General features: G+C 67.8%; 19 protein-coding genes and 1 pseudogene. 8 read left to right on the top strand and 12 right to left on the bottom strand.

Annotation, left to right across the window (positions count from 1 at the left end; translation table 11 throughout):
• Positions 1–801, top strand: an 801-nt coding sequence (locus CLG85_RS24410; RefSeq protein WP_260350186.1) for a formylglycine-generating enzyme family protein, incomplete at its 5' end; no start/stop codon positions are given.
• A gap of 529 nt (positions 802–1,330) precedes the next feature.
• On the opposite strand, the gene CLG85_RS24405 is transcribed toward CLG85_RS24410, so the two are convergent.
• Entirely contained in the window at positions 1,331–1,675 is a 345-nt protein-coding gene (locus CLG85_RS24405; RefSeq protein ID WP_095880860.1) for a RidA family protein, read from the bottom strand.
• Positions 1,676–1,826: 151 nt separating this feature from the next.
• Positions 1,827–2,486 (bottom strand): SCO family protein, encoded by a 660-nt coding sequence (locus CLG85_RS24400; protein WP_095880862.1) that lies wholly within the window; start codon positions 2,484–2,486, stop codon positions 1,827–1,829.
• A 433-nt stretch (positions 2,487–2,919) separates the two neighbouring features.
• Here CLG85_RS24400 and CLG85_RS24395 point away from each other — a divergent pair, with 433 nt between their 5' ends.
• The 5 genes from CLG85_RS24395 (at position 2,920) to CLG85_RS24375 (ending at position 8,188) form a co-directional block, all read left to right on the top strand.
• Positions 2,920–4,536, top strand: a complete 1,617-nt coding sequence (locus CLG85_RS24395; protein WP_095880859.1) for an ABC transporter substrate-binding protein — start codon at positions 2,920–2,922, stop codon at positions 4,534–4,536.
• 67 nt (positions 4,537–4,603) lie between these two features.
• Positions 4,604–5,608: an ABC transporter permease gene (locus CLG85_RS24390; protein ID WP_260350188.1), complete on the top strand. Its 1,005-nt coding sequence runs from the start codon at positions 4,604–4,606 to the stop codon at positions 5,606–5,608.
• A complete protein-coding gene (locus CLG85_RS24385; protein WP_095880858.1) occupies positions 5,605–6,537 on the top strand; it encodes an ABC transporter permease in 933 nt (310 codons plus the stop codon). The genes CLG85_RS24390 and CLG85_RS24385 overlap by 4 nt, the downstream gene beginning before the upstream one ends.
• Positions 6,534–7,391 carry an ABC transporter ATP-binding protein gene (locus tag CLG85_RS24380; RefSeq protein WP_095880857.1) on the top strand — a complete coding sequence of 286 codons (858 nt, stop codon included), beginning with the start codon at positions 6,534–6,536 and terminating at the stop codon, positions 7,389–7,391. Before CLG85_RS24385 ends, CLG85_RS24380 begins: the two co-directional genes overlap by 4 nt.
• Positions 7,388–8,188 carry an ABC transporter ATP-binding protein gene (locus CLG85_RS24375; protein ID WP_260350185.1) on the top strand — a complete coding sequence of 267 codons (801 nt, stop codon included), beginning with the start codon at positions 7,388–7,390 and terminating at the stop codon, positions 8,186–8,188. Before CLG85_RS24380 ends, CLG85_RS24375 begins: the two co-directional genes overlap by 4 nt.
• An 81-nt stretch (positions 8,189–8,269) precedes the next feature.
• Here CLG85_RS24375 and CLG85_RS24370 read toward each other — a convergent pair whose 3' ends face one another.
• From CLG85_RS24370 to CLG85_RS24335, 8 genes are all read right to left on the bottom strand, one after another.
• Positions 8,270–9,211 (bottom strand): LysR family transcriptional regulator, encoded by a 942-nt coding sequence (locus tag CLG85_RS24370; RefSeq protein WP_095880855.1) that lies wholly within the window; start codon positions 9,209–9,211, stop codon positions 8,270–8,272.
• A complete protein-coding gene (locus tag CLG85_RS24365; RefSeq protein WP_095880854.1) occupies positions 9,208–9,861 on the bottom strand; it encodes an aspartate/glutamate racemase family protein in 654 nt (217 codons plus the stop codon). The genes CLG85_RS24370 and CLG85_RS24365 overlap by 4 nt, the downstream gene beginning before the upstream one ends.
• The gene (gene hydA, locus CLG85_RS24360) at positions 9,861–11,315 is read right to left on the bottom strand and encodes a dihydropyrimidinase (protein WP_095880853.1); all 1,455 of its coding nucleotides are present in this window, start codon (positions 11,313–11,315) and stop codon (positions 9,861–9,863) included. Before hydA ends, CLG85_RS24365 begins: the two co-directional genes overlap by 1 nt.
• 87 nt (positions 11,316–11,402) lie before the next feature.
• Positions 11,403–12,329: an N-carbamoyl-D-amino-acid hydrolase gene (locus tag CLG85_RS24355; RefSeq protein WP_095880852.1), complete on the bottom strand. Its 927-nt coding sequence runs from the start codon at positions 12,327–12,329 to the stop codon at positions 11,403–11,405.
• Between the two features lie 22 nt (positions 12,330–12,351).
• Positions 12,352–13,020, bottom strand: coding sequence for an amino acid ABC transporter permease (locus tag CLG85_RS24350; RefSeq protein ID WP_095880851.1), 669 nt, complete (start codon positions 13,018–13,020; stop codon positions 12,352–12,354).
• 12 nt (positions 13,021–13,032) lie between these two features.
• A complete protein-coding gene (locus CLG85_RS24345) occupies positions 13,033–13,701 on the bottom strand; it encodes an amino acid ABC transporter permease (RefSeq protein WP_095880850.1) in 669 nt (222 codons plus the stop codon).
• The gene (locus CLG85_RS24340) at positions 13,698–14,435 is read right to left on the bottom strand and encodes an amino acid ABC transporter ATP-binding protein (RefSeq protein WP_095880849.1); all 738 of its coding nucleotides are present in this window, start codon (positions 14,433–14,435) and stop codon (positions 13,698–13,700) included. The genes CLG85_RS24345 and CLG85_RS24340 overlap by 4 nt, the downstream gene beginning before the upstream one ends.
• 120 nt (positions 14,436–14,555) lie before the next feature.
• Entirely contained in the window at positions 14,556–15,392 is an 837-nt protein-coding gene (locus CLG85_RS24335; RefSeq protein WP_095880848.1) for a transporter substrate-binding domain-containing protein, read from the bottom strand.
• Positions 15,393–15,780: 388 nt separating this feature from the next.
• Here CLG85_RS24335 and CLG85_RS24330 point away from each other — a divergent pair, with 388 nt between their 5' ends.
• Positions 15,781–16,194 (top strand): VOC family protein, encoded by a 414-nt coding sequence (locus tag CLG85_RS24330; protein WP_095880847.1) that lies wholly within the window; start codon positions 15,781–15,783, stop codon positions 16,192–16,194.
• Here the strand turns inward: CLG85_RS24330 and CLG85_RS24325 are convergent, their stop codons facing one another.
• Positions 16,195–16,806, bottom strand: coding sequence for a 3'-5' exonuclease (locus CLG85_RS24325; protein WP_260350187.1), 612 nt, complete (start codon positions 16,804–16,806; stop codon positions 16,195–16,197). It lies immediately after the preceding gene.
• Positions 16,807–16,966: 160 nt separating this feature from the next.
• Positions 16,967–18,277, bottom strand: a pseudogene (locus CLG85_RS24320) (ATP-dependent helicase); the annotation flags it as partial.
• Positions 18,278–18,598: 321 nt separating this feature from the next.
• Between CLG85_RS24320 and CLG85_RS24315 the strand changes: the two are divergent.
• On the top strand, positions 18,599–19,844 hold a 1,246-nt coding region (locus CLG85_RS24315; protein ID WP_260350184.1), incomplete at its 3' end, for an AMP-binding protein.

Raw genomic sequence — 19,844 nt, 5'->3', positions numbered from 1 at the left:
GCGCTGGCCCGGTTGGGCGATCCGCGCGCGCTCGACGCGCTGGTGGCGGTGCCCGCGGGGCGATACGCGATGGGCGGTGATCTGCATCCCAACTCCGCCCCGGCGCATTCGGTCACCCTGGCCGCCTTCCGCATTGGTGCCTACCCGGTCACCTGCGCCGCTTACCTGCGCTTCGTCGAGGCGACCGGGCGCGGCTGGCTCTCGGCCAATGGCCGCGCGCCGGAGCGGGCCAGCCATCCGGCCACCGATCTGACATGGCACGACGCCCGCGCCTATTGTACCTGGCTCACCGAGGCCTGGCGCAGCGAGGGTCGCATTGCCGCGGATCAGACCGTGCGCCTGCCTACAGAGCGCGAATGGGAAGCCGCCGCGCGCGGCCCCGAGGGGCTGGCCTATCCCTGGGGCATGGACTGGGCGCCGGAACACGCCAACGACGAGGAGACCGGCTTCAACGACATCTGCACGGTGGGGCTTTTCCCCGAGGGTGCCTCGGCCTTCGGTTGCCTCGACATGGCCGGGCAGGCCTGGGAGTGGTGCACGACGCTCTGGGGCGACGACATGGCCGCGCCGGGCTTCGCCTTTCCCTGGGCCGAGGACGGGCGCGAGGCTCTGGACGCCGCAGCGAGCGTGCGGCGGGTACTGCGCGGCGGCTGCTTCTCGTCGGGGCGGCACAAGGCCAACGGCCTCTACCGGGGCAGCCTCGAGCCGAACGGCTTCTGGCGCGGGAACGGATTCCGGGTGGTGGTGAGCTGGACCACTGGCGCGGCCGGAAGCGCCCGCGCGAAGCAGGCAGTGCGGTGAGCTGGGCCTACCAAGTGACCCGGGCTAAATGCGCAGAAGTTCGGACTTCCCCCCGGGGTGACCCACGTTGCTGGAAAGCCGAACCGAGCTGCGGGAGCAATGCCCTTTCGACAAGCGTCCCCAAGCCGACTGGCAGAATCGGATCTAGCCGGCCCCTGCCTGCTGGATCCTGCCCTCGCCTTCGTACCGGAGGCATTGCGCTCTCCGAGCCGCTTTGCTGAGCGTTGCCATATTGAGAGGTGTGGATACATCTCGTTGATCGGCGGCTTAGGCAGGCGCCGATCAGCGCCACGCGGTTGTAGAGCGGGATGACGATGGAGAGCGCGGGTTTGCGCATCGCGGCGGACCGAAGCTGGGGTTGTCACTGTCCGCGCCGGCGGCGGCTCCGCAGGTGGACAGGGGTCAGACTTCGCGAAAGTCGTTGCGATTTAGTTAAAATATCCTGGGCCCGCGCTGGCCGGTGCCGAGGACAGGGAACCGCGCGCCGCAAGGAAACGGCGCGCGGGATATCGTTCTCCGCAGCGCCGGGTCAGGCGACGGTGGCGGTGACGATGAATTCGACGAAGTAGTCGGGGGTCGCGAGCTTGGCTTCGCCGGTGGCGCGGGCCGGCGGGTTCGCGGGGTCGACCCAGGCATCCCAGACGGCGTTCATCGCGGCGAAATCGGCCATGTCGGCGAGCCAGATGGTGGTGGTCAACAGGCGCGACTTGTCCGAGCCGGCCTCGGCCAGCAGCCGGTCGACCGAGGCGAGCGCGTCCTTGCACTGCGCGGTGATATCCGCGCCTTCGCCGACCTGGCCGGCGAGGTAGACGATGCCGTTGTGCACGACGGCCTGGCTCATGCGGGCGCCGGGTTCAATGCGGGTGATGGTCATGAAACGTCCTTTCAAGGAGCGGCGGGCGTCGTCGTGGAGCCCCTGCCGCGGGCCAAGATGCGCGCGGGCGGGCAGGAGCTGCCCCGCGCCATCGGCTCCAGATAGACCGGCGCACGCGGCGTCAGCAAGAGCCCTCGGCCCGTCGCGGTGGTCAGCTCAGCGCGGCCTGGACTGAGAAGCACAGCCAGCCGATGGGATCGCGCGGCAGCCGTGCGCCGCGGCCCTCGGGATTGCCTTCGAGCAGGTTGCGCAGCTTCTCCTCGGCCTCGGCGAAGTTGGACTGGTAGGGGATCGTCTCGACGAAGAGCCCATCGGCGTCGAAGAGCATGACATAGGCCGAATGGTCCATGGTGTAGCCGCCCTCGGAGAAGTCGATGCGCTCGGCCTGCACGCCAAAGGCGCCGATCGCCTTGGCGGTCTCCGAGGGATCTCCGGTCACCCCGGTGACGCCGGGCACCCAGGAGACGTAATCGTGCAGCAGTTCGGGCGTGTCGCGCTCGGGGTCGACCGAGACAAAGAAGACGCGCAGATCCGCGGACTGAGGCAGGTCCTCCTTCCAGGTGGCGATGTCGCCCATGGTGGTGGGGCAGACCTCGGGGCAATGGGTGAAGCCGAAGAAGACGGCCGAGGGGGCCCCCTTCAGGCTTGCCTCGGTGAAGGCGCTGCCGTCGGTGGTGCCGAGCGTGTAGTCGCCGCGCCCGAGCAGCGCCGCGCGGTTGGCGTCGATCCGCGGCAGGACCAGCAGCAGGGCCAGCGTTGCCAGCAGGGCGAGCGCGGTCAGCCCGAGGGCGAAACGGTGTTCCTTGGTCATGGTCCGGGGCCTTTCCTGCACGCCTGTCATTGGGCGCTCCCTTGCCCGATTTCACGACGGGGCTGAAGGACGGGGCGGGGCGCGAATTGCCGCAGAACACGGCAACGCGAGGTCGTCGTGCTGCATGACGCCCGGTCGTCTCCAGGCCCCGGCGCCGCGCTGGTGTTTGCCGAAAAGACAAGCCCGACAAAACCTTGCGCTACGGCCCTTCGGCAGGGCCTCCCGAGGGGTGATTCATGACGCGACGAAACCCCCTCGGACTTTTCCTATTTGATCAAAAAATGATCGACACGGAGCAAAAACTGGCCGAACCTCGCGCAATCGCGCCCGGTGACGCTGCGAAGTCTGTTTGACCCGCCTTCGGGATGGAGAGATTGGCGGCAGCGGCGCCGAAGCGCGCAGCGAGAGACCAAGAAACTTCAGGGAGACGACCATGACCCGACACACCCCGTCGCGGACCATGCGCATCGGTGCAGCACTGCTGACCGCCGCGCTGCTGTCCAGCACCGCGCTGACCGCGCAGGCCGAAACGCCGCCGAACATGCTGGTGATCGCGCAGCGCATCGACGACATCAAGACCATTGACCCGGCCGAGAGCTTCGAGTTCTCCGGTGCCGACATCAGCCGCAACGTCTACGAGCCGCTGGTCGATTTCGACCCGCTGGACCTCGACGCCGGCTACCAGCCCAAGCTGGCGGCAAGCTGGGAAGTCTCCGAGGACGGCACCCAGATCACCTTCACCATGGCCGAAGGCCACGTCTTCACCTCGGGCAACCCGGTGACAGCGAAGGATGCCGAGTTCTCGCTGCGCCGCGCGGTGCTGCTGAACAAGACCCCCTCCTTCATCCTGACGCAGTTCGGCTTCACCCCCGAGAACGTCGAAGAGACCATCGTCGCGCCTGACGAGAAGACCCTCGTCCTGAAGCTCGACAAGGCCTACGCCGTGTCCTTCGTGCTGAACTGCCTGACCGCGACCATCGGCGGCATCGTCGACATGAAGACGGTCATGGAGCACGAGCAGGACGGCGACATGGGCAACGCCTGGCTGCGCGACAACACCGCCGGCTCGGGCCCCTACAAACTCGCCTCGTGGAAGCCGAACGAGAGCTACACGCTCGACCTGAACCCCGAGTTCACCGGCGACGCGCCGGCGATGAAGCGGGTGATCGTCCAGCACATCCAGGAAAGCGCCACCCAGCGCCTGCAGCTCGAGCGCGGTGACGTCGACATCGCCCGCAACCTCTCGCCCGAGGACGTGGCCGGTCTCGAGTCGGTCGACACCGTCAAGGTCGTCGACGAGCTGCGCGGCCGCCTGATGTATTGGTCGGCCAACCAGAAGAACGAGATCCTCTCCAACCCGAAGGTGATCGAGGCGATGAAATACGCCACCGATTACCAGGGCATGCAGGACAGCTTCCTGAAGGGCCAGTACATCACCCACCAGGCCTTCCTGCCCAAGACCTTCATGGGGGCGATCGACGACACGCCCTACACGCTGGACCTGGAAAAGGCCAAGGCGCTGCTGACCGAGGCGGGCTATCCCGACGGCTTCGAGGTGACCATCGGCGTGCGCGAGGCGCAGGACCGGATCGACATCGGCCAGTCGCTGCAGAACACCTGGGGCCAGATCGGCATCAAGGCCGAGCTGGTGGTGGGCACCGGCGCGCAGACGCTCGACACCTACCGCGCGCGTCAGCACCAGATCTCGCTGGAGGCCTGGGGCCCGGACTATCCTGATCCCAACACCAACGCCGGCACCTTCGCCTATAACCCCGACAACAGCGACGAAGCCGGCGCGACCGGCCTGCTGGCCTGGCGCAACGCCTGGGCGCTGCCGGAGATGAGCGAAGAGACCCTCGCCGCCGTGGTCGAGCAGGACAGCGCCAAGCGGGCGAAGATGTACGAGGACCTGCAGCGCGAGTTCATGGCGACCAGCCCCTTCGCGATCATGTTCCAGCAGATCGAGCAGAACGCGATGCAGAACGGCGTCGAGCACTTCGTGGCCGGTGGTGCAACCACCGCCGTGTCGTACTGGGCCGTGACGAAGTAATCCCGTGACGCATCAGACGACGAACACCGGGGGAGGGCGCGCTGCGCCCTCCTTTCCGCCGAACTGGCTGAAGAAGACCGTCAGCCTTGCCTTCACCGTGGCGATCACCCTGCTGGGTCTGCTCTTCGTCACCTTCATGATCGGCCGCGTGATGCCGATCGATCCCGTGCTCGCGGTCATCGGCGAGCGCGCCTCTCAGGCGCAATACGACCAGGTCTACCTGGAGCTGGGTCTCGACAAGCCGCTGATCGTGCAGTTCGGCATCTATGTCGGCGACGTGCTGCAGGGCGATTTCGGCACCTCGATCCGTACCGGCAAGCCGGTGGCCGAGGACATTGCGCGCGTCTTCCCCGCCACGCTGGAACTCGCCACGCTGGGCACGCTTCTGGGCGTTGTCCTCGGCGTTCCGCTGGGCGTTCTCGCCGCGGTCTACCGCGGCAGCTGGATCGACCAGCTCTCGCGGCTGATCGGCCTCGTGGGCTATTCCATGCCGATCTTCTGGCTCGGCATGATGGGCCTGCTGATCTTCTACGGCATCCTCGGATGGGTCGCCGGGCCCGGGCGGCTCGGGGTCTTCTACGAGGGGCTGGTGCCGACGCGCACGGGCCTGCTCTTGGTCGACGCGATCATCGCCGGCGACTGGGACGTCTTCAAGGACGCGCTGTCGCACATCATCCTGCCGGCCTGCCTGCTGGGGTATTTCAGCCTTGCCTACATCAGCCGGATGACCCGCAGCTTCATGCTCGAGCAGCTGAACTCGGAATATGTCATCACCGCGCGGGTAAAGGGCCTCAGCGAGTGGAACGTGGTCTGGCGCCACGCTTTCCGCAACATCGCCATCCAGCTCATCACGGTGATCGCGCTGGCCTATGCCAACCTGCTCGAAGGCTCGGTGCTGACCGAGATCATCTTCGCCTGGCCGGGTATCGGCAGCTACATCACCACCTCGCTGCTGTCCAACGACATGGCCTCGGTGCTCGGGGGGACCGTTGTGATCGGCACGATCTTCGTGTGCCTGAACATCCTGTCGGACCTGCTCTACCGCTTCTTCGATCCGAGGGCCAAGTCATGACCTCGAACTCCAACACATCCACCAAGCCGGGCCTCAAGGCCTGGCTGCTGAGCGACACGCCGCAGTCCCGCGGCCAGGCGCGCGCTGCCGCCTGGTACCAGGGCTGGCTGAAGCTGACCTCCAACAAGCTCACCTCGCTCGGCCTCATCGTGCTGACCCTGCTGGTGCTGGCGGCGCTCTTCGCGCCGATGCTGGCCACCGACAACCCGTTCGCACAGGACCTCGGGGCGCGGCTGCAGCCGCCGGGCTGGGAGGGGCATATCTTCGGCACCGACAGCCTTGGACGCGACATCTACTCGCGGCTGCTCTACGGCGCGCGGATCTCGATCTACATCGTGCTGCTGGTGGCGCTGGTGGCGCCTTTGCTGGGGCTGATCATCGGCACCACCGCGGGCTATTTCGGCGGCTGGGTCGACACCGTGCTGATGCGCGTGACCGACATCTTCCTCGCCTTCCCCCGGCTGATCCTCGCGCTGGCCTTCGTGGCGGCGCTGGGGGCGGGGATCGAGAACGCGGTCCTGGCGATCTCGTTGACCGCCTGGCCACCTTATGCGCGGATCGCCCGGGCCGAGACGCTGACCATCCGCAACTCGGACTTCATCCATGCCATCCGCCTGCAGGGCGCCGGGCCGCTGCGGATCATCACCAAGCACATCTGGCCGCTCTGCATCTCGTCGCTGGTGATCCGGGTGACGCTCGACATGGCGGGGATCATCCTCACCGCCGCGGGCCTCGGCTTCCTCGGCCTTGGCGCGCAGCCGCCGAGCCCGGAATGGGGCGCGATGATCTCGGAGGGGCGCAAGTACATCCTCGACTACTGGTGGGTGGCCACCATCCCCGGTCTTGCCATCTTCGCCATCTCGCTCGCCTTCAACCTGATCGGCGACGGTCTGCGCGACGTGCTCGATCCGAAGGAGGCCGGCAAATGAGCAATCTTCTGGATATCGAGAACCTCTCGGTGCGCTTCCCGACGCGTTCCGGGACCTTCGAGGCGGTGCGGGGAATCTCGCTCTCGCTCGGCAAGGAGCGGCTGGGGATCGTCGGCGAATCCGGCTCGGGCAAGTCGATGACCGGCCGGGCCATCCTCGGGCTCATCCGCAAGCCGGGTGAGGTGACGGCGGACCGGCTGGAGATGCAGGGCGAGAGCCTGCTCACCGCTTCGCCGAAGCGGATGCGCGCGATCCGCGGCAAGCATATCTCGATGATCATGCAGGATCCGAAGTATTCGCTGAACCCGGTGATGACCGTCGGTGACCAGATCATCGAGGCGCTGCGCACCCATGAGAAGGTGAACAAGGCGCAGGCGCGGGCCCGCGCGCTGGAGATGCTGGATGCCGTGGCGATCCGCGAGCCGGAACGGGTGATGAAGCTCTACCCGCACGAGGTCTCGGGCGGCATGGGCCAGCGCATCATGATCGCCATGATGCTGATCCCCAACCCCGAGATCCTGATTGCCGACGAGCCCACATCGGCGCTCGACGTGTCGGTGCAGTTGCAGGTGCTCGAGATCATGGACAGGCTGGTGCGCGAGCGCGGCATGGGGCTGATCTTCATCAGCCACGATCTCAACCTCGTCGCCGGTTTCTGCGACCGGGTGGCGGTGATGTACGCAGGAAGGATCGTCGAGGTCTGCGAGGCGGGCAAGCTGCACGAGGCGAAACACCCCTACACGCTGGGCCTGCTGAACTCGGTCCCCGATCTCGAACGCCCGCGGCCGCGGCTGGAGGCGCTGACGCGCGATCCCGCCTGGCGCGAGGCCCCCTCCGTGAGTGCAATGCTATGAGCCAGACAGAGATCCAGATCGAGGGGCTCGAGGTCTTCTTCGGCGACGGTCACGAACGCACCCGCGTGGTGCATGGGATCGACCTGAGCGTCGCGCAGGGCGAGAGCTACGGTCTGGTCGGCGAGTCCGGTTCGGGCAAGTCGACGGTGCTGCGCGCGCTGGTGGGGCTGGTGCCCGACTGGCACGGCGCGATGCGTGTCGGCGGCGAGAGCCTGCAGCGCCTCGGCCGCTCGAAGGAGTTCTACCGCCGGGTGCAGATGGTCTTCCAGGATCCCTACGCCTCGCTGCACCCGCGCCAGACCGTGGACCGGGTGCTGAGCGAGACGCTGGCCCTGCACGGCATCAGGGACGGGGTGGATGCGCGCATCGACCGGCTGCTCGAGCAGGTGGGTCTGGGCGGCGGTTTCCGCTTCCGCTACCCGCACCAGCTGTCGGGCGGCCAGCGCCAGCGCGTCGCCATCGCCCGCGCGCTGGCGCTCGATCCCAAGGTCATGCTCTTCGACGAGCCGACCTCGGCGCTCGACGTGTCGGTGCAGGCGGAGATCCTCAACCTGCTGTCCGACCTGCGCTCCGAGTTCGGCCTGACCTACCTGATGGTCAGCCACGATCTCGGCGTCATCGGCCACATGTGCGACCGCGTGGCGGTCATGCAGACCGGCGAGATCGTCGAGACGCTGGAAGTCGACGCGATGCGCAAGCTGCAGGCCGAGCACCCCTATACGCGTCACCTGCTCGACAGCGCCCTGCGCTCCTCGGGTCACGCTGGCATGGCCGAGGTACAACGCACGGCAGGCTGAGGGCAGGGGCCTTCGCGAGACCAGAGGACACCCGGGCAGGCAACTGTCCGGGTGTTCTCATTCAAGGGGAAAGGGTAAGGGTCAGCCCCGCGGCGGCTCGGCGATCAGCAGGTCGCTGTCGGCGAAGGCGGCGCGCAGGTCCGACATGAAGCTGTGCAGCAGCCCCGAGTAGGGCACGCCCCGGCGGGTGTACATCACCGCCTTAACCTCGCAGGCGGGTAGGAAGGGCTTGCAGACCAGCGTGTCGGTCGCATGGGTGGTGGCGGAATAGGGATCGACCACGGTCACCCCGAGGTGCTGCGCCGCCAGCACGGTGGCGGTGGCGCAGTAGCGCACCTCGATGCGCGGGGCATAGGTGGCGCCGACCTGCTCGTAAGCCTTGCGCACCAGCTGCCCGAGGTTCGAGGCCATCTCCAGCCCGACCATCGGCTCGGCTTGCAGGTCGAGCGCGGTGAGGTGGGGCCTGGCCGCGAGCGGGCTGTCCTTCGGCACCAGGGCCACCATATGGGCGCGCTGCAGCACGTCGACGTTCACCGCCGTCTGCCGGTCGTGGTCGATGGCAAGGCCGATGTCGGCTTGCCCGCTCTGCACCGCGTCCTTGACCTGCTCGAGCCGCCGCACGTCGAAGGCGACCGAGACGTCGGGGCGGCTGTCGAGAAAGCGGCGCAGGGCGACCGGGGCGACCGAATAGCCGAGCGGCGGGGTGGCGATCACCTTGAGCCGCCCGGCCATGCCGAGCTTCATGTCGCGCGCCCGCTGCGAGAAGCCGCGCATCAAGCTGAAGACGGGGCGGATTTCCTCGTAGAGCGCCTTTGCCTCGGCGGTGGGCTGCAGGCGCCGCCCGGTGCGCTCGAAGAGGGTGAGGCCGAGCTGGGTCTCGAGCTGCCGCAGCCCGGCCGAGACCGCGGGCTGCGAGATGCGCAGCTGCTCGGCAGCCTCGACCGTGGTGGCGCAGCGCATCATCGCGGCGAAAATCTCCAGCAGCCGCAGCGAGACGTCGGGAAGGCCCGGCTCGACCGTCATTCCGGGGCTCCCGCGAGCCCCAGCGCCATGGCAGCGGCGGCCTGAACCGGGTCGATCACCGCGATGCCGATGTCGCGCTCGAGCCGTGCCCGGATCGGTGCCATGCCGGCGCAGCCCAGCACCACGACGCCTGCGCCCTTCGCGGCCAGTTCGCGGCCAAGGGCGACGCACATGGCATAGAGCTCCGGGTCGCGCCCCGAGGCCTCGGCCGAAACCCCGGGCAGGGGCAGTTCGGCGACGAGCCGGCCCTCGACCCCCATGGCCCGGATCTTCACCCGGTGGCGCGGCAGCGCACCGGGCGAGAGCGCGATGACGCCGAAGAGGTCCGCACGCGCCAGGGCGGTGAGGATCCCGGCCTCCTGGATGCCGAGCACCGGCTGCGGCACCAATGTGCGGGCCAGCTCGACGCCGGGATCGGAGAAGCAGGCCGAGACGACGACCGATGCGTCGGACCGGGTTCGCGCCAGCTCGGCGAGGGTGATCCCGGCGCGGGCCACGTCCTCGACGGTCATGATCGAGGCCGGGCTCGAGGGCAGGTCGGTCACCTCGAAGGCCGGGCCCCTAGCCGGCTCCAGATGCGCGATCGCCTCGCGGATGCCTTGAGTGACCGCGGCCGAGGAGTTGGGGTTGATGATGAGGATCGGCCCCATCAGCGCAGCTCCGCGCCGAAGTTCTGCGCCGGATCGAACTCCTTGGCGGTCCAGCCGGGCTTGCCGCGCAGGTCGACCGGCTGGCGGGCTACGAAGCGGCCCTGGCCTTCCTTGGCCCTCAGTTCCCCATGCTCGACGATCACCGCGCCGCGGTTCAGGACGACCTCGGGCTTGCCGGTGAGCTCCATGCCCTCGAAGGGGGTGTAGTCCATGTTGTCGTGCTGGTCCGCGGCCGTCACCGTGAGCCGTGCTTCGGGGTTCCAGATGGCGATGTCGGCGTCCATGCCGGGCGCGATCCGGCCCTTGCTGTCGCAGCCGAAGGTCTTCGCGGCATTGGTGGACGAGAGCGCCACGAACTGCTCGAGCGTGATCCGGCCCTTCACCACCCCCTCGGAGAAGAGATAGGGCAGGCGCGCGGCGATGCCGGGCATGCCGTTGGCGATCTTGGGATAGGGAATGTCGCTGCCGTTCAGGAACTTGCCGGTCGCGTCGAAGCGATAGGGGGCGTGGTCCGAGGAGACGCTCTCGAACGTGCCCTGCGCGATGTGGTGCCAGAGCGCGTCCTGCGTGCGCCCGTCGCGCAGCGGCGGCGAGCAGATGTACTTCGCCCCCTCCATGCCCGGCCGGTCGAGATCGGCACGGGTGAGCGCGAGGTACTGCGGGCAGGTCTCGGCGAAGAGCTTGGCACCGTTGAATTTTTCCCGCCGCACGATCTCGGCGCCGCCCTCGGTCGAGACGTGCACGATGAAGAGCGGCGCGTCGACCAGCTTGGCGAGCTGGATGGCGCGATTGATCGCCTCCTCCTCGGCCAGCTCGGGGCGCGAGATGGCGTGGTACTTGGGCGCGGTCAGCCCCTTGGCCGCCAGCCGCTTGTTCATCCATTTGACCATGTCGTTGTTCTCGGCATGGACCATGGTGATCGCGCCGTGCTCGCGCGCGACCGTCAGGATGTCGAGCATGCCGCCGTCGCCGAGGTTCATCAAATCGTAGGTCATGAAGACCTTGAACGAGGTGATGCCGCGGGCGAATGCGCGGGGCAGCTGGTCCTCAAGCACCTCGGGCTTCGGGTCCGAGATGATCAGGTGATAGGAATAGTCGATGACCGAGCGCGCGGCGCGGGCGTCGTAGGTGGCGATGACGTCGTCGACCGACTGGCCGCGCTGCTGCGCCGCGAAGGGGATGAAGGACGAGTTGCCGCCAAAGGCCGCCGAGATCGACCCCGAGAGGTAGTCGTCGGCGGTCATCACGCCCGAGGAGCTTTCCTGCGCGATATGCGCGTGCGCCTCGATGCCACCCGGCACGACGATGCGCCCACCCGCGTCGATCCGGCGCTCACCGCCCTCGAGCTTTTCGGCCACGGCGGCGATGCGCCCGCCGCGGATGCCGATGTCGCCCTTCGCCGTGTAGTCGGCGGTCGCGATCAGGCCGCCATGGATCACCGTGTCGAATTGCATCCCGTCTCTCCTTCCATTCCGCGCCGGGCGGTCGTTCTGTCTGTCCCCGCGGTGACACGCGCCGGGACAGGGCCCGGCGCGCCTGTCTTATTCCGGCACCTTTACACCGGTCTGGCTTGCGATCAGCCCGTAATGCTCGATCCGGCGGTGCGCGGCGAAGTTGAACACTGTCGACTTGCCGAAGTCGCATTTGGCGAAATCCGCCTCGTGGGTGATCAGCTCGTCGCCTTCGCCCGTCGCCTTGGCCACCACGAAGCCGTCGGGATCGACGATGATCGAACCGGCGAACATGTGGTTGCCGTCCTCCATGCTGCATTTGGCCACGGCCACAGCATAGGTCGAATTCTGGTAGGCCCCGGCGCAGACCGACAGCTCGTGGTGGTACATGCGCCGCTCGATGCCCTCCTCGGAGGAGAGGTTGTTCTGCGAGGGCGTGTTGTAGCCGATGGTCACCAGCTGCACGCCCTGCAGGCCGAGCACGCGCCAGCTTTCCGGCCAGCGGCGGTCGTTGCAGATCGCCATGCCCATGATCACATCCTGGTTCTTGACCACGCCGAAACCGGTGTCGCCGGGCAGGAAGTAGCGCTTCTCGAGGTGCTGGTGGGTGCGCTCGGGTTCGAACTCGGCGTGGCCGGGCAGGTGGGTCTTGCGGTACTTGAGCACGATCTCGCCCTCGGGGGAGACGATGATCGAGGTGTTGAAGTGCTCGCCCTCCGGTGTCAGCTCGCAGTAGCCGAAGGTGAAGCCCATGCCACAGGCCTTCGCCTTGTCGAAGAGCGGCTGAACGGCGGGGTTCGGCATCTGCGTCTCGAACCAGTGGTCGAACTCGGCGCGGTCCTCGACGTAGAAGCGCGGGAAGAAGGTGGTCAGCGTCATCTCGGGGTAGACGAGGAACTTCACGCCCTTGGCGTGCGCCTCGTCCATCAGGGCGATCATCCGGGCGATCACCTCTTCGCGGGTCTCGTCCTTCTGGATGCCGCCGATCTGGGCACCGCCGATAATCATCTTCGTCATGGGAGTTTCCTTTCAGGGACGTTCAGTGCACCGCGAGCCCGCGCTGGTACCGCGAGATCAGGCGCACCAGCGGCCAGAGGATCGCGAGGTAGATCAGCGCCGCGAGGATCAGCGGCGAGGAGTTGTAGGTGACCGAGCGGGCCATGTTGGCCGAGTAGAGCAGCTCGGAGAGGGAGACGACCGAGGCGAGCGAGGTCAGCTTGACCACCTCGACGGTGTTGGACAGCAGGTCGGGCAGCACGTTGCGCACCGCCTGCGGCAGGACCACGTGGCCGAGGGTCTGCGCCTTGCTCAGGCCGGTGGCGCGGGCAGCCTCGGTCTGGCCCTTGGGCACCGACTGGATGCCGGCGCGGAAGACTTCCGCGAAATAGGCCGAGTTGTTGAGAAAGAACGCGACGACCACGGCCATGAAGGGGCTCAGTTCCAGCCCGGCGAAGGGCAGGCCGGAGAAGACGAAGACCAGCAGCACCAGCGGCGGCAGCGCGCGGAAGAGGTCGATGAACCCCACGGCGGGCCATTTCAGCCACTTGCTGGGCGACAGGGCCCCGAGCGCCAGCAGCAGTCCGCCGACGAGGCCGAGCCCGATGACCACCGCGCAGAGCTCGAGCGTGATGATCAGCCCCTTGAGCAGCAGCGGCCAGGCCTGGCCCATGATATCGAGGTTGAAGAAGAGGTCGATGAAGTTGCTCATGTCATGTGCCCCTTACACGGCCCAGGCGTAGCGCCGTTCGAGCAGGCGCGAGAGGATGACCACCGGCAGGAAGATCGCGAGATAGGCGAGCGCGGCCATGGTCAGCGGCGTTGCCGAGCCCGAGAAGCTCTGCGCCGACGACGAGACCGCGAGGATTTCCTTCACCCCGATCACCGAGCCGAGCGCGGTCATCTTGGTGATCGCCAGCGCGCGGTTGACCAGCGGCGGGATGCCCATGCGGATGGCCTGCGGCAGGGCGATCTCGAAGAGCGTCTGCGCGAAGCTGAGGCCGGTGGCGCGGCCCGCCTCCCATTGGCCCTTGGGAACGGCGGTGAGACCGGCCCAGAAGATCTCCTCGGCAAAGGCGGCAAGCACGCCCCCCAGCACGAGGATCAGCACCATCGGCCCCGAGAGGTTGAGGCCGAGCCCGGGCAGGCCGAAGTAAAAGATCAGGATGACGACCAGCGGCGGCAGCGCGCGGCCGATGTCGGCGAAAGCGACGATGGGCAGGGTCAGGTACCAGCGACCGAGCGTGCGCAGGCAGGCCAGTGCGAGGCCGAGAGCGAGCCCGCCGACCACGATGATCGCGCTGAGCCAGAGCGTGGTGACGATGGCCGACAGCAGGTCAGGCAGGTATTTCGCCATCACCGCGCCGTCGAAGAACGTGTCGAGGAACCTCATGACGCGCTCGGGTGCAGGCGCGAGAGGAAGGCGCGCAGGCGCTCGGATTTCGGGCTGCCGAAGATCTCCTCGGGGGTGCCGGCCTCGACCACCACGCCGCCGTCCATGAAGACCACGCGGTCGGCGGCCTCGCGGGCGAAGTCCATCTCGTGGCTGACCACGACCATGGTCATGCCCTCGTCGCGGAGCTGCTTCATCACCTTCAGCACCGAGCCCACTAGCTCGGGATCGAGCGCCGAGGTCGGCTCGTCGAAGAGCATGACCTTGGGATCGAGCGCCAGCGCGCGGGCGATCGCCACGCGCTGCTGCTGGCCACCCGAGAGCTCGCTCGGCATCGCGTCCGCCTTATGCGCCAGCCCGACGTGTTCGAGCATCTCCATGGCGCGGGCCCTGGCCTCTTCCTTGGAGCGTTTCAGTGCCTTGACCTGCGCCAGCATGACATTCGCCAGCACCGACTTGTGCGGGTAGAGGTGGAAGCCCTGGAAGACCATGCCGATCTTCAGCCGCATCCTGTCGAGCGCGGCGCCGTGGCAGGCGGTGACATGTTCGCCGTCCAGCAGGATGCTGCCAGAGGTCGGCTCCTCGAGCCGGTTGCAGCAGCGCAGCATGGTCGACTTGCCCGAGCCCGAGGGGCCGATGACGAAGACCAGCTCACCCGGCTTCACGCTGAGGTCGATCGAGGTCAGCACCTGCGTGTCGCCGAAACTCTTCTGAAGCTGGTTGATCTCGAGCATCGGTCTTTGATGGACCTTTGCGGTGGATGGGGCGGTGGCTGCGGGCATGGACTGTCTTTCGGCTGGGAAGACGGGGTGGTAGCCGCCCCGTCCGTTGGGTTCAGGGAGCAATGTCAGGGATCAGAAGTCGCAGGAGACGTCGTGCGCGGTCTCGTCGTAGCCGTCGAAACCGGGGGTGCCGTAGCCGGGGGTCGGGGTGACAATGGTGGTGTCTTCGCTCGGGGTCACGCCGAACCATTTCTCGGACAGGGCCACCATGGTGCCGTCGGTCTTCAGGCATTCGAGAACGGCGTCGATCTTGTTGCGGGTTTCCACGTCGTCCTTGCGGAAGGGGAAGGCCCAGACGAGGCCCGTGGGGTACTCGTAGCTGAGGTCGATGCGCGGGTTTTGCTTGGCGGCCCATGCGGACACGGTGGCGCCGGCGAGGTTGGCATCGGCGCGGCCGGTCGAGACCGCCTCGACCGCATCGGTGTTGGTGCCATAGGCCACCACTTCCCAGCCGTATTCCTCGGCCTTGTCGGTCAGGAAGCTCTCGTAGACCGAGCCCTTGTTGACCGCGATGGTCTTGCCCTTGAAGGCGTCGAGCCCTTCCATCTTCTCTGTCCCCGCGGGGACGGTGAAGGCGAAGTTGGTGTCCATGAAGCCCTCGGAGAAGAGCAGGTTCGCGGCACGCTCCCCGGTGACCGTGGTGGGGGCGACGAGGAAGTCGTAGGTGCCCGCCTGCAGCGCCGGAATGAGGCCGGAGAACTGCGCGGCGACCACCTCCATCGGCACGCCGAGCTTTTCGCCGATGGCGGCGGCGAGATCGACGTTGAAGCCCTCGACCCCGCCCGAGAGGCTGGGCATGGCGTGGGGCGCGAAAGTGCCGTCGAGCGCGACCTTGTAGCCCTCGGCGTAGGCCGGGAGAACGGCAAGGGCGGTGAGCGCGGCGGAGAGGAGAAGGCTCTTGGATGTCATGAGGTGGCTCCGTGTTGGGGGTCTGTTTTGTTGGCATCGGGAGGATGCGAGACGTGGCTTCAAGAAGCCGCCCGGCCCGGAGAGGAGCAATACAAATCAGGATTATAATTGAACTATAATAATAAGCGCTGGTTATACATCGACCCCTACGCCCGCAGGCATCGGCGCGGTCCGTCTCGCAAGGATGCGAGTTAAACAACCGTAATAGATAGATTTAATCTAACCTCTCGCTCCGGCCCAAGGTGACCCTGGGGGACCTCCGAGACACGCACCCTGGATCACGGGGCGCCTGCAGGCCCCCTTTACGATGCCTGCGGAATGGGCAATCCCTGGTCCACCACGCGCCGGGCGATGCGTCCGGCGCTTCTCAAACGCTCAAGGGGCAGCCATGAAATCCCTCTTCCACCTCGCGATTCACGTCACTGATCTCGATGCCGCGCGCGCCTTCTACGGCGACGTGCTGGGCTGCGAGGAAGGCCGCTCGACCGACACCTGGGTCGATTTCGACTTCTTCGGCCACCAGCTCTCGCTGCACCTTGGCGAGCCATTTCTGGTGACCCGTACCGGCAAGGTCGGCGAACACATGGTCATGATGCCGCACATGGGCGCGGTGCTGCGGCTGGACGACTGGTTGGCGCTGGCGGACCGGCTTGCCGAGAAGGGCATCGACTTCGACATCCCGCCGGTGATCCGCTTCGAGGGCGAGCCGGGCGAGCAACGCACGATGTTCTTCTTCGATCCTTCGGGCAACCCGATCGAAATCAAGGGTTTCAAGGACTTCGAGGGGCTCTTCGCCGCCTGATCAGCCCCACATGTCGCGCATCTGCGCGGCGATATCGATGCGGCCCGGCGCCGGGGCGGGGGTGCCCCCCTGCGGCGCCGGGGACCAGTGCAGACTCTCGAAATGCCCGAGCAGCTCGCGCGGGATGAAGCGGGTGCGCGTGGCATAGACGTGCCGGTCGCCGCCACGGCTCTGCTGCGTGACGTAAAAGCGCAGCGGGAGGCCCAGCGTCAGCCGGTCCTTGGCGCGGGTCATGGCGACGTAGAGCAATCGCCGCTCCTCCTCCAGCTCCGGCGTCGAGCCGGTGCCGAGATCCGAGGGGATGCAGCCATCGACCGCGTTCAGCAGGTAGACCGATTTCCACTCCTGCCCCTTGGCGGAATGGATGGTCGAGAGAATGAGATAATCCTCGTCCTTCAGCGGCACGCCCGAGCGGTCCGAGGTGGCATCCGGAGGTTCGAGCGTCAGCTCGGTTAGGAAGGCCTCGGCCGAGGGGTAGCCTAGCGCGATCTGCTCGAGCTGCAGCAGGTCGCCGCGGCGGGTGTCTGCATCCTCGTGAATGCGGGTGAGGTGCGGCTCGTACCAGGCGCGGGCAAGGCTGATGGCAGCGGGCCAGGGCGCGCGGGTGGTCATCGCGGCGACGAAACCGGGCCAGTCGGCCTCGGCTTTGGCGGGGGGGCGCGACGTCGTTCAGCGCGGCGGCGGGATCGGGCGAGAGATCCAGCGCATCGAGGATATTCGCCGCTGATTTCGGCCCGATGCCGGGAATGAGCTGGAGCACCCGGAAGCCCGCCACCCGGTCGCGCGGGTTGCGCGCGAGGCGCAGCACCGACAGCAGGTCCTTCACATGGGCGCTGTCGAGGAACTTCAGCCCGCCGAATTTCACGTAAGGCACGTTGCGCCGGGTCAGTTCGGCCTCGAGCTGCACCGAGTGGCTGGAGGTGCGGAACAGCACCGCCTGCTGCTTGAGCGTGGTGCCGGTCTCGCGGTCCTCGAGGATGCGATCCACCATGTAGCGCGCCTGATCGGCCTCGGTGCTGACGGTGACCAGCCGGGGCTTCTCGGCCGAGGCGCGGGTGGTCCAGAGGTTCTTGGTGAACCTCTCGCGCGCCTGCCCGATCACCGCGTTGGCGGCCTCGAGGATGGGCGCGGTCGAGCGGTAGTTGCGGTCGAGCGTGATGACATCGGCGGGCGGCGCGAAGGCGGCGGGGAAGTCGAGGATGTTGCGGACCGTCGCGGCGCGGAAGGCGTAGATCGACTGCGCGTCGTCGCCCACCACCGTCAGCCCGCGCCCATCCGGCTTCAGCGCCATGAGGATGCGCGCCTGCAGGCGGTTGGTATCCTGGTACTCGTCGATCAGCACGTGGTCCCAGGCGCTGCCGATATGCGCGGCGAACTCGGCATCCGACATGACCTGCGCCCAGGCCAGCAGCAGGTCGTCGTAATCGAGCACGTTCTGGTCCTGCTTGGCGCGGACATAGGCGCCGAAGAGCGCCTTCAGCTCGGCCTCCCACATGGCGCACCACGGAAAGTGATCGCGCAGCACCTCGGCCAGCGGCTCGCCCGCGTTGACCGCGCGCGAATAGATCGACAGGCAGGTGCCCTTGGCGGGGAACCGCGTCTCGGTCTGCGACAGGCCGAGCCCGTTGCGGCAGAGGTTCATCAGGTCGGCGCTGTCCTCGCGGTCGTGGATCGAGAACTCGGGATTGAGCCCGATGGCCGGCGCGTGCTCGCGCAGCAACCGCGCGCCGACGGCATGGAAGGTGCCGGCCCATGTGAGCGCCTCGGCGACGATGCCGGTGCCCATGGCCCGCGTCGTGATCGCCTCGACCCGGCGGGTCAGCTCGGTCGCGGCGCGACGCGAGAAGGTCATCAGCAGGATGCGCTGAGGATCGGCGCCGTTCATCAGCAGATGCGCCACGCGGTGCGCGAGGGTGCTTGTCTTGCCCGAGCCGGCCCCGGCGATCACAAGCAGCGGTCCTGACGGTGCGGCGTCCCCTGGCCGCACCCCGAAGGTGGCGGCGGCGCGCTGGTTCGCGTTCAGCGCCGCGAGCGGGTCGGCCTGCCCCGCGGCTTTCCCTGCCGTGATCTCTACCTGTGTCATCTGCTGCCCGATCCTGCGCTGCCCTGCGGCTTGGTCTGATCACGGTGAGCATAGAGGATCGGGAACATAATGGGAACTTGGTTCTCCACGCGACGCTGCGGCGCGTTTGACGGTGGGGCGTCTGGGGGCTCCGCCCCCGCCGCTGCGCGGCGCCCCCGGGATATTTGACCCTAGAAGAAAGCCGCGCCCCTGCTTCTTCTCTTTCCAAATACGCCCGCCGGAGGCGGTCCTGCCGCCACCATCCGCGCCAACTTGCACTTTGCTTCCCGGAGCGGCTTGGGGGAAAAGGACCGGGTTCGCAGCTGACCCGAGGTCTCCCCCGTGCATGACACGCTCTTTCACTGGCATCCCGACTGCCGCCTGCGCGCCCCGGAGGCGCCGGGCGCGCTCTTGCGCGACCTGCGCGCCGCGCTGACGGAGGGGGCCGGGTTCAGCATTGGGCCGGAGGGGATCGCGCGGCTGCCGGAGGCCGCGCAAGGGATCCTGCAGAGCCGTTCCTCGGGCACCACCGGCGCGGCCAAGGCGATCCGCCGCACGCATGGCTCGTGGATCGCCAGCTTCCGGGTGAACGCCGCGGCGCTCGGCATCACGTCGGGCGATGTCTACGCCGTGCTCGGCGCACCGCAGCATTCTCTGGCGCTCTATGCCATCGCCGAGGCGGCCTGGCTGGGGGCGGACCTGCTGTGCCTGGACGATCTGCGCCCCGCCCGGCAGGCGGCGGCGCTGCATGCAGAAGCGGCGACGGTGCTCTATGCCACGCCGACGCAGCTGCGGCTGCTCTGCGCGGCGGGGCAGGGGCTTCCGGCGCTGCGCCACATTCTTTGCGGCGGCGGGCGGATGCCCGAGGGGCTGCGGGCGCGGATCGCCGCGCTCTGCCCCGCGGCCGAGCTGCGGGAGTTCTACGGCGCGGCAGAGACCAGCTTCATCGCCTGGGGCGACGCGGTGACGCTTGAGGGCGTGGTGGGCCGTGCCTATCCGGGCGTCGAGATCCGCATCGATGCGCCCGAGGGGGAGTTCGGCGAGATCTGGGTGCGCAGCCCCTATCTCTTCGAGGGCTACGCCGAGGGCGCCAGCGCCGACACCCGCTGGCAGGGCGGCTTCCTGACCGTCGGCGAGATGGGTCGGCTCGACGCGGGCGGGATGCTCACCGTCGCCGGGCGGCGCAGCCGGATGGTGACCATCGCCGACCGCAACGTCTTTCCCGAGGACATCGAGGCGCTGCTGCTCGGCGATCCCGGGGTGCGCCATTGCGCCGTGCTGCCGCGCCCGGATCCGCGCCGGGGCGTGCATCTGGTGGCGGTGGTCGCCGGGGCCTGCGACGCGGCCACCTCGGGGGCGGCTCATTGCCCTCTGCCGCGCCGCTTTCGGGCCGCTCGCGGCGCCGCGGCGGGCTCATCGGCCTCCGAGGACTTCCCCCTCACCGTCTCGGGCAAGCCTGACCTCCGGCGAGATCGCCCGGCGGCTGGAGGCGGTTCTGTGAGCGGCGTGCGTGTCCTCGCGGCCCTGCGGGCGCCGGTGGCGCCGCGCGGCGGGGCGCTGTCGCGGCTGGAACTCCCCGAGCTGGCCG

The organism is Alloyangia mangrovi, assembly GCF_002300555.2.
Lineage (GTDB): Bacteria > Pseudomonadota > Alphaproteobacteria > Rhodobacterales > Rhodobacteraceae > Salipiger > Salipiger mangrovi.
Note: the sequence above shows the minus strand (reverse complement) of the source record. Positions and strands in the feature narration are given on the sequence as shown.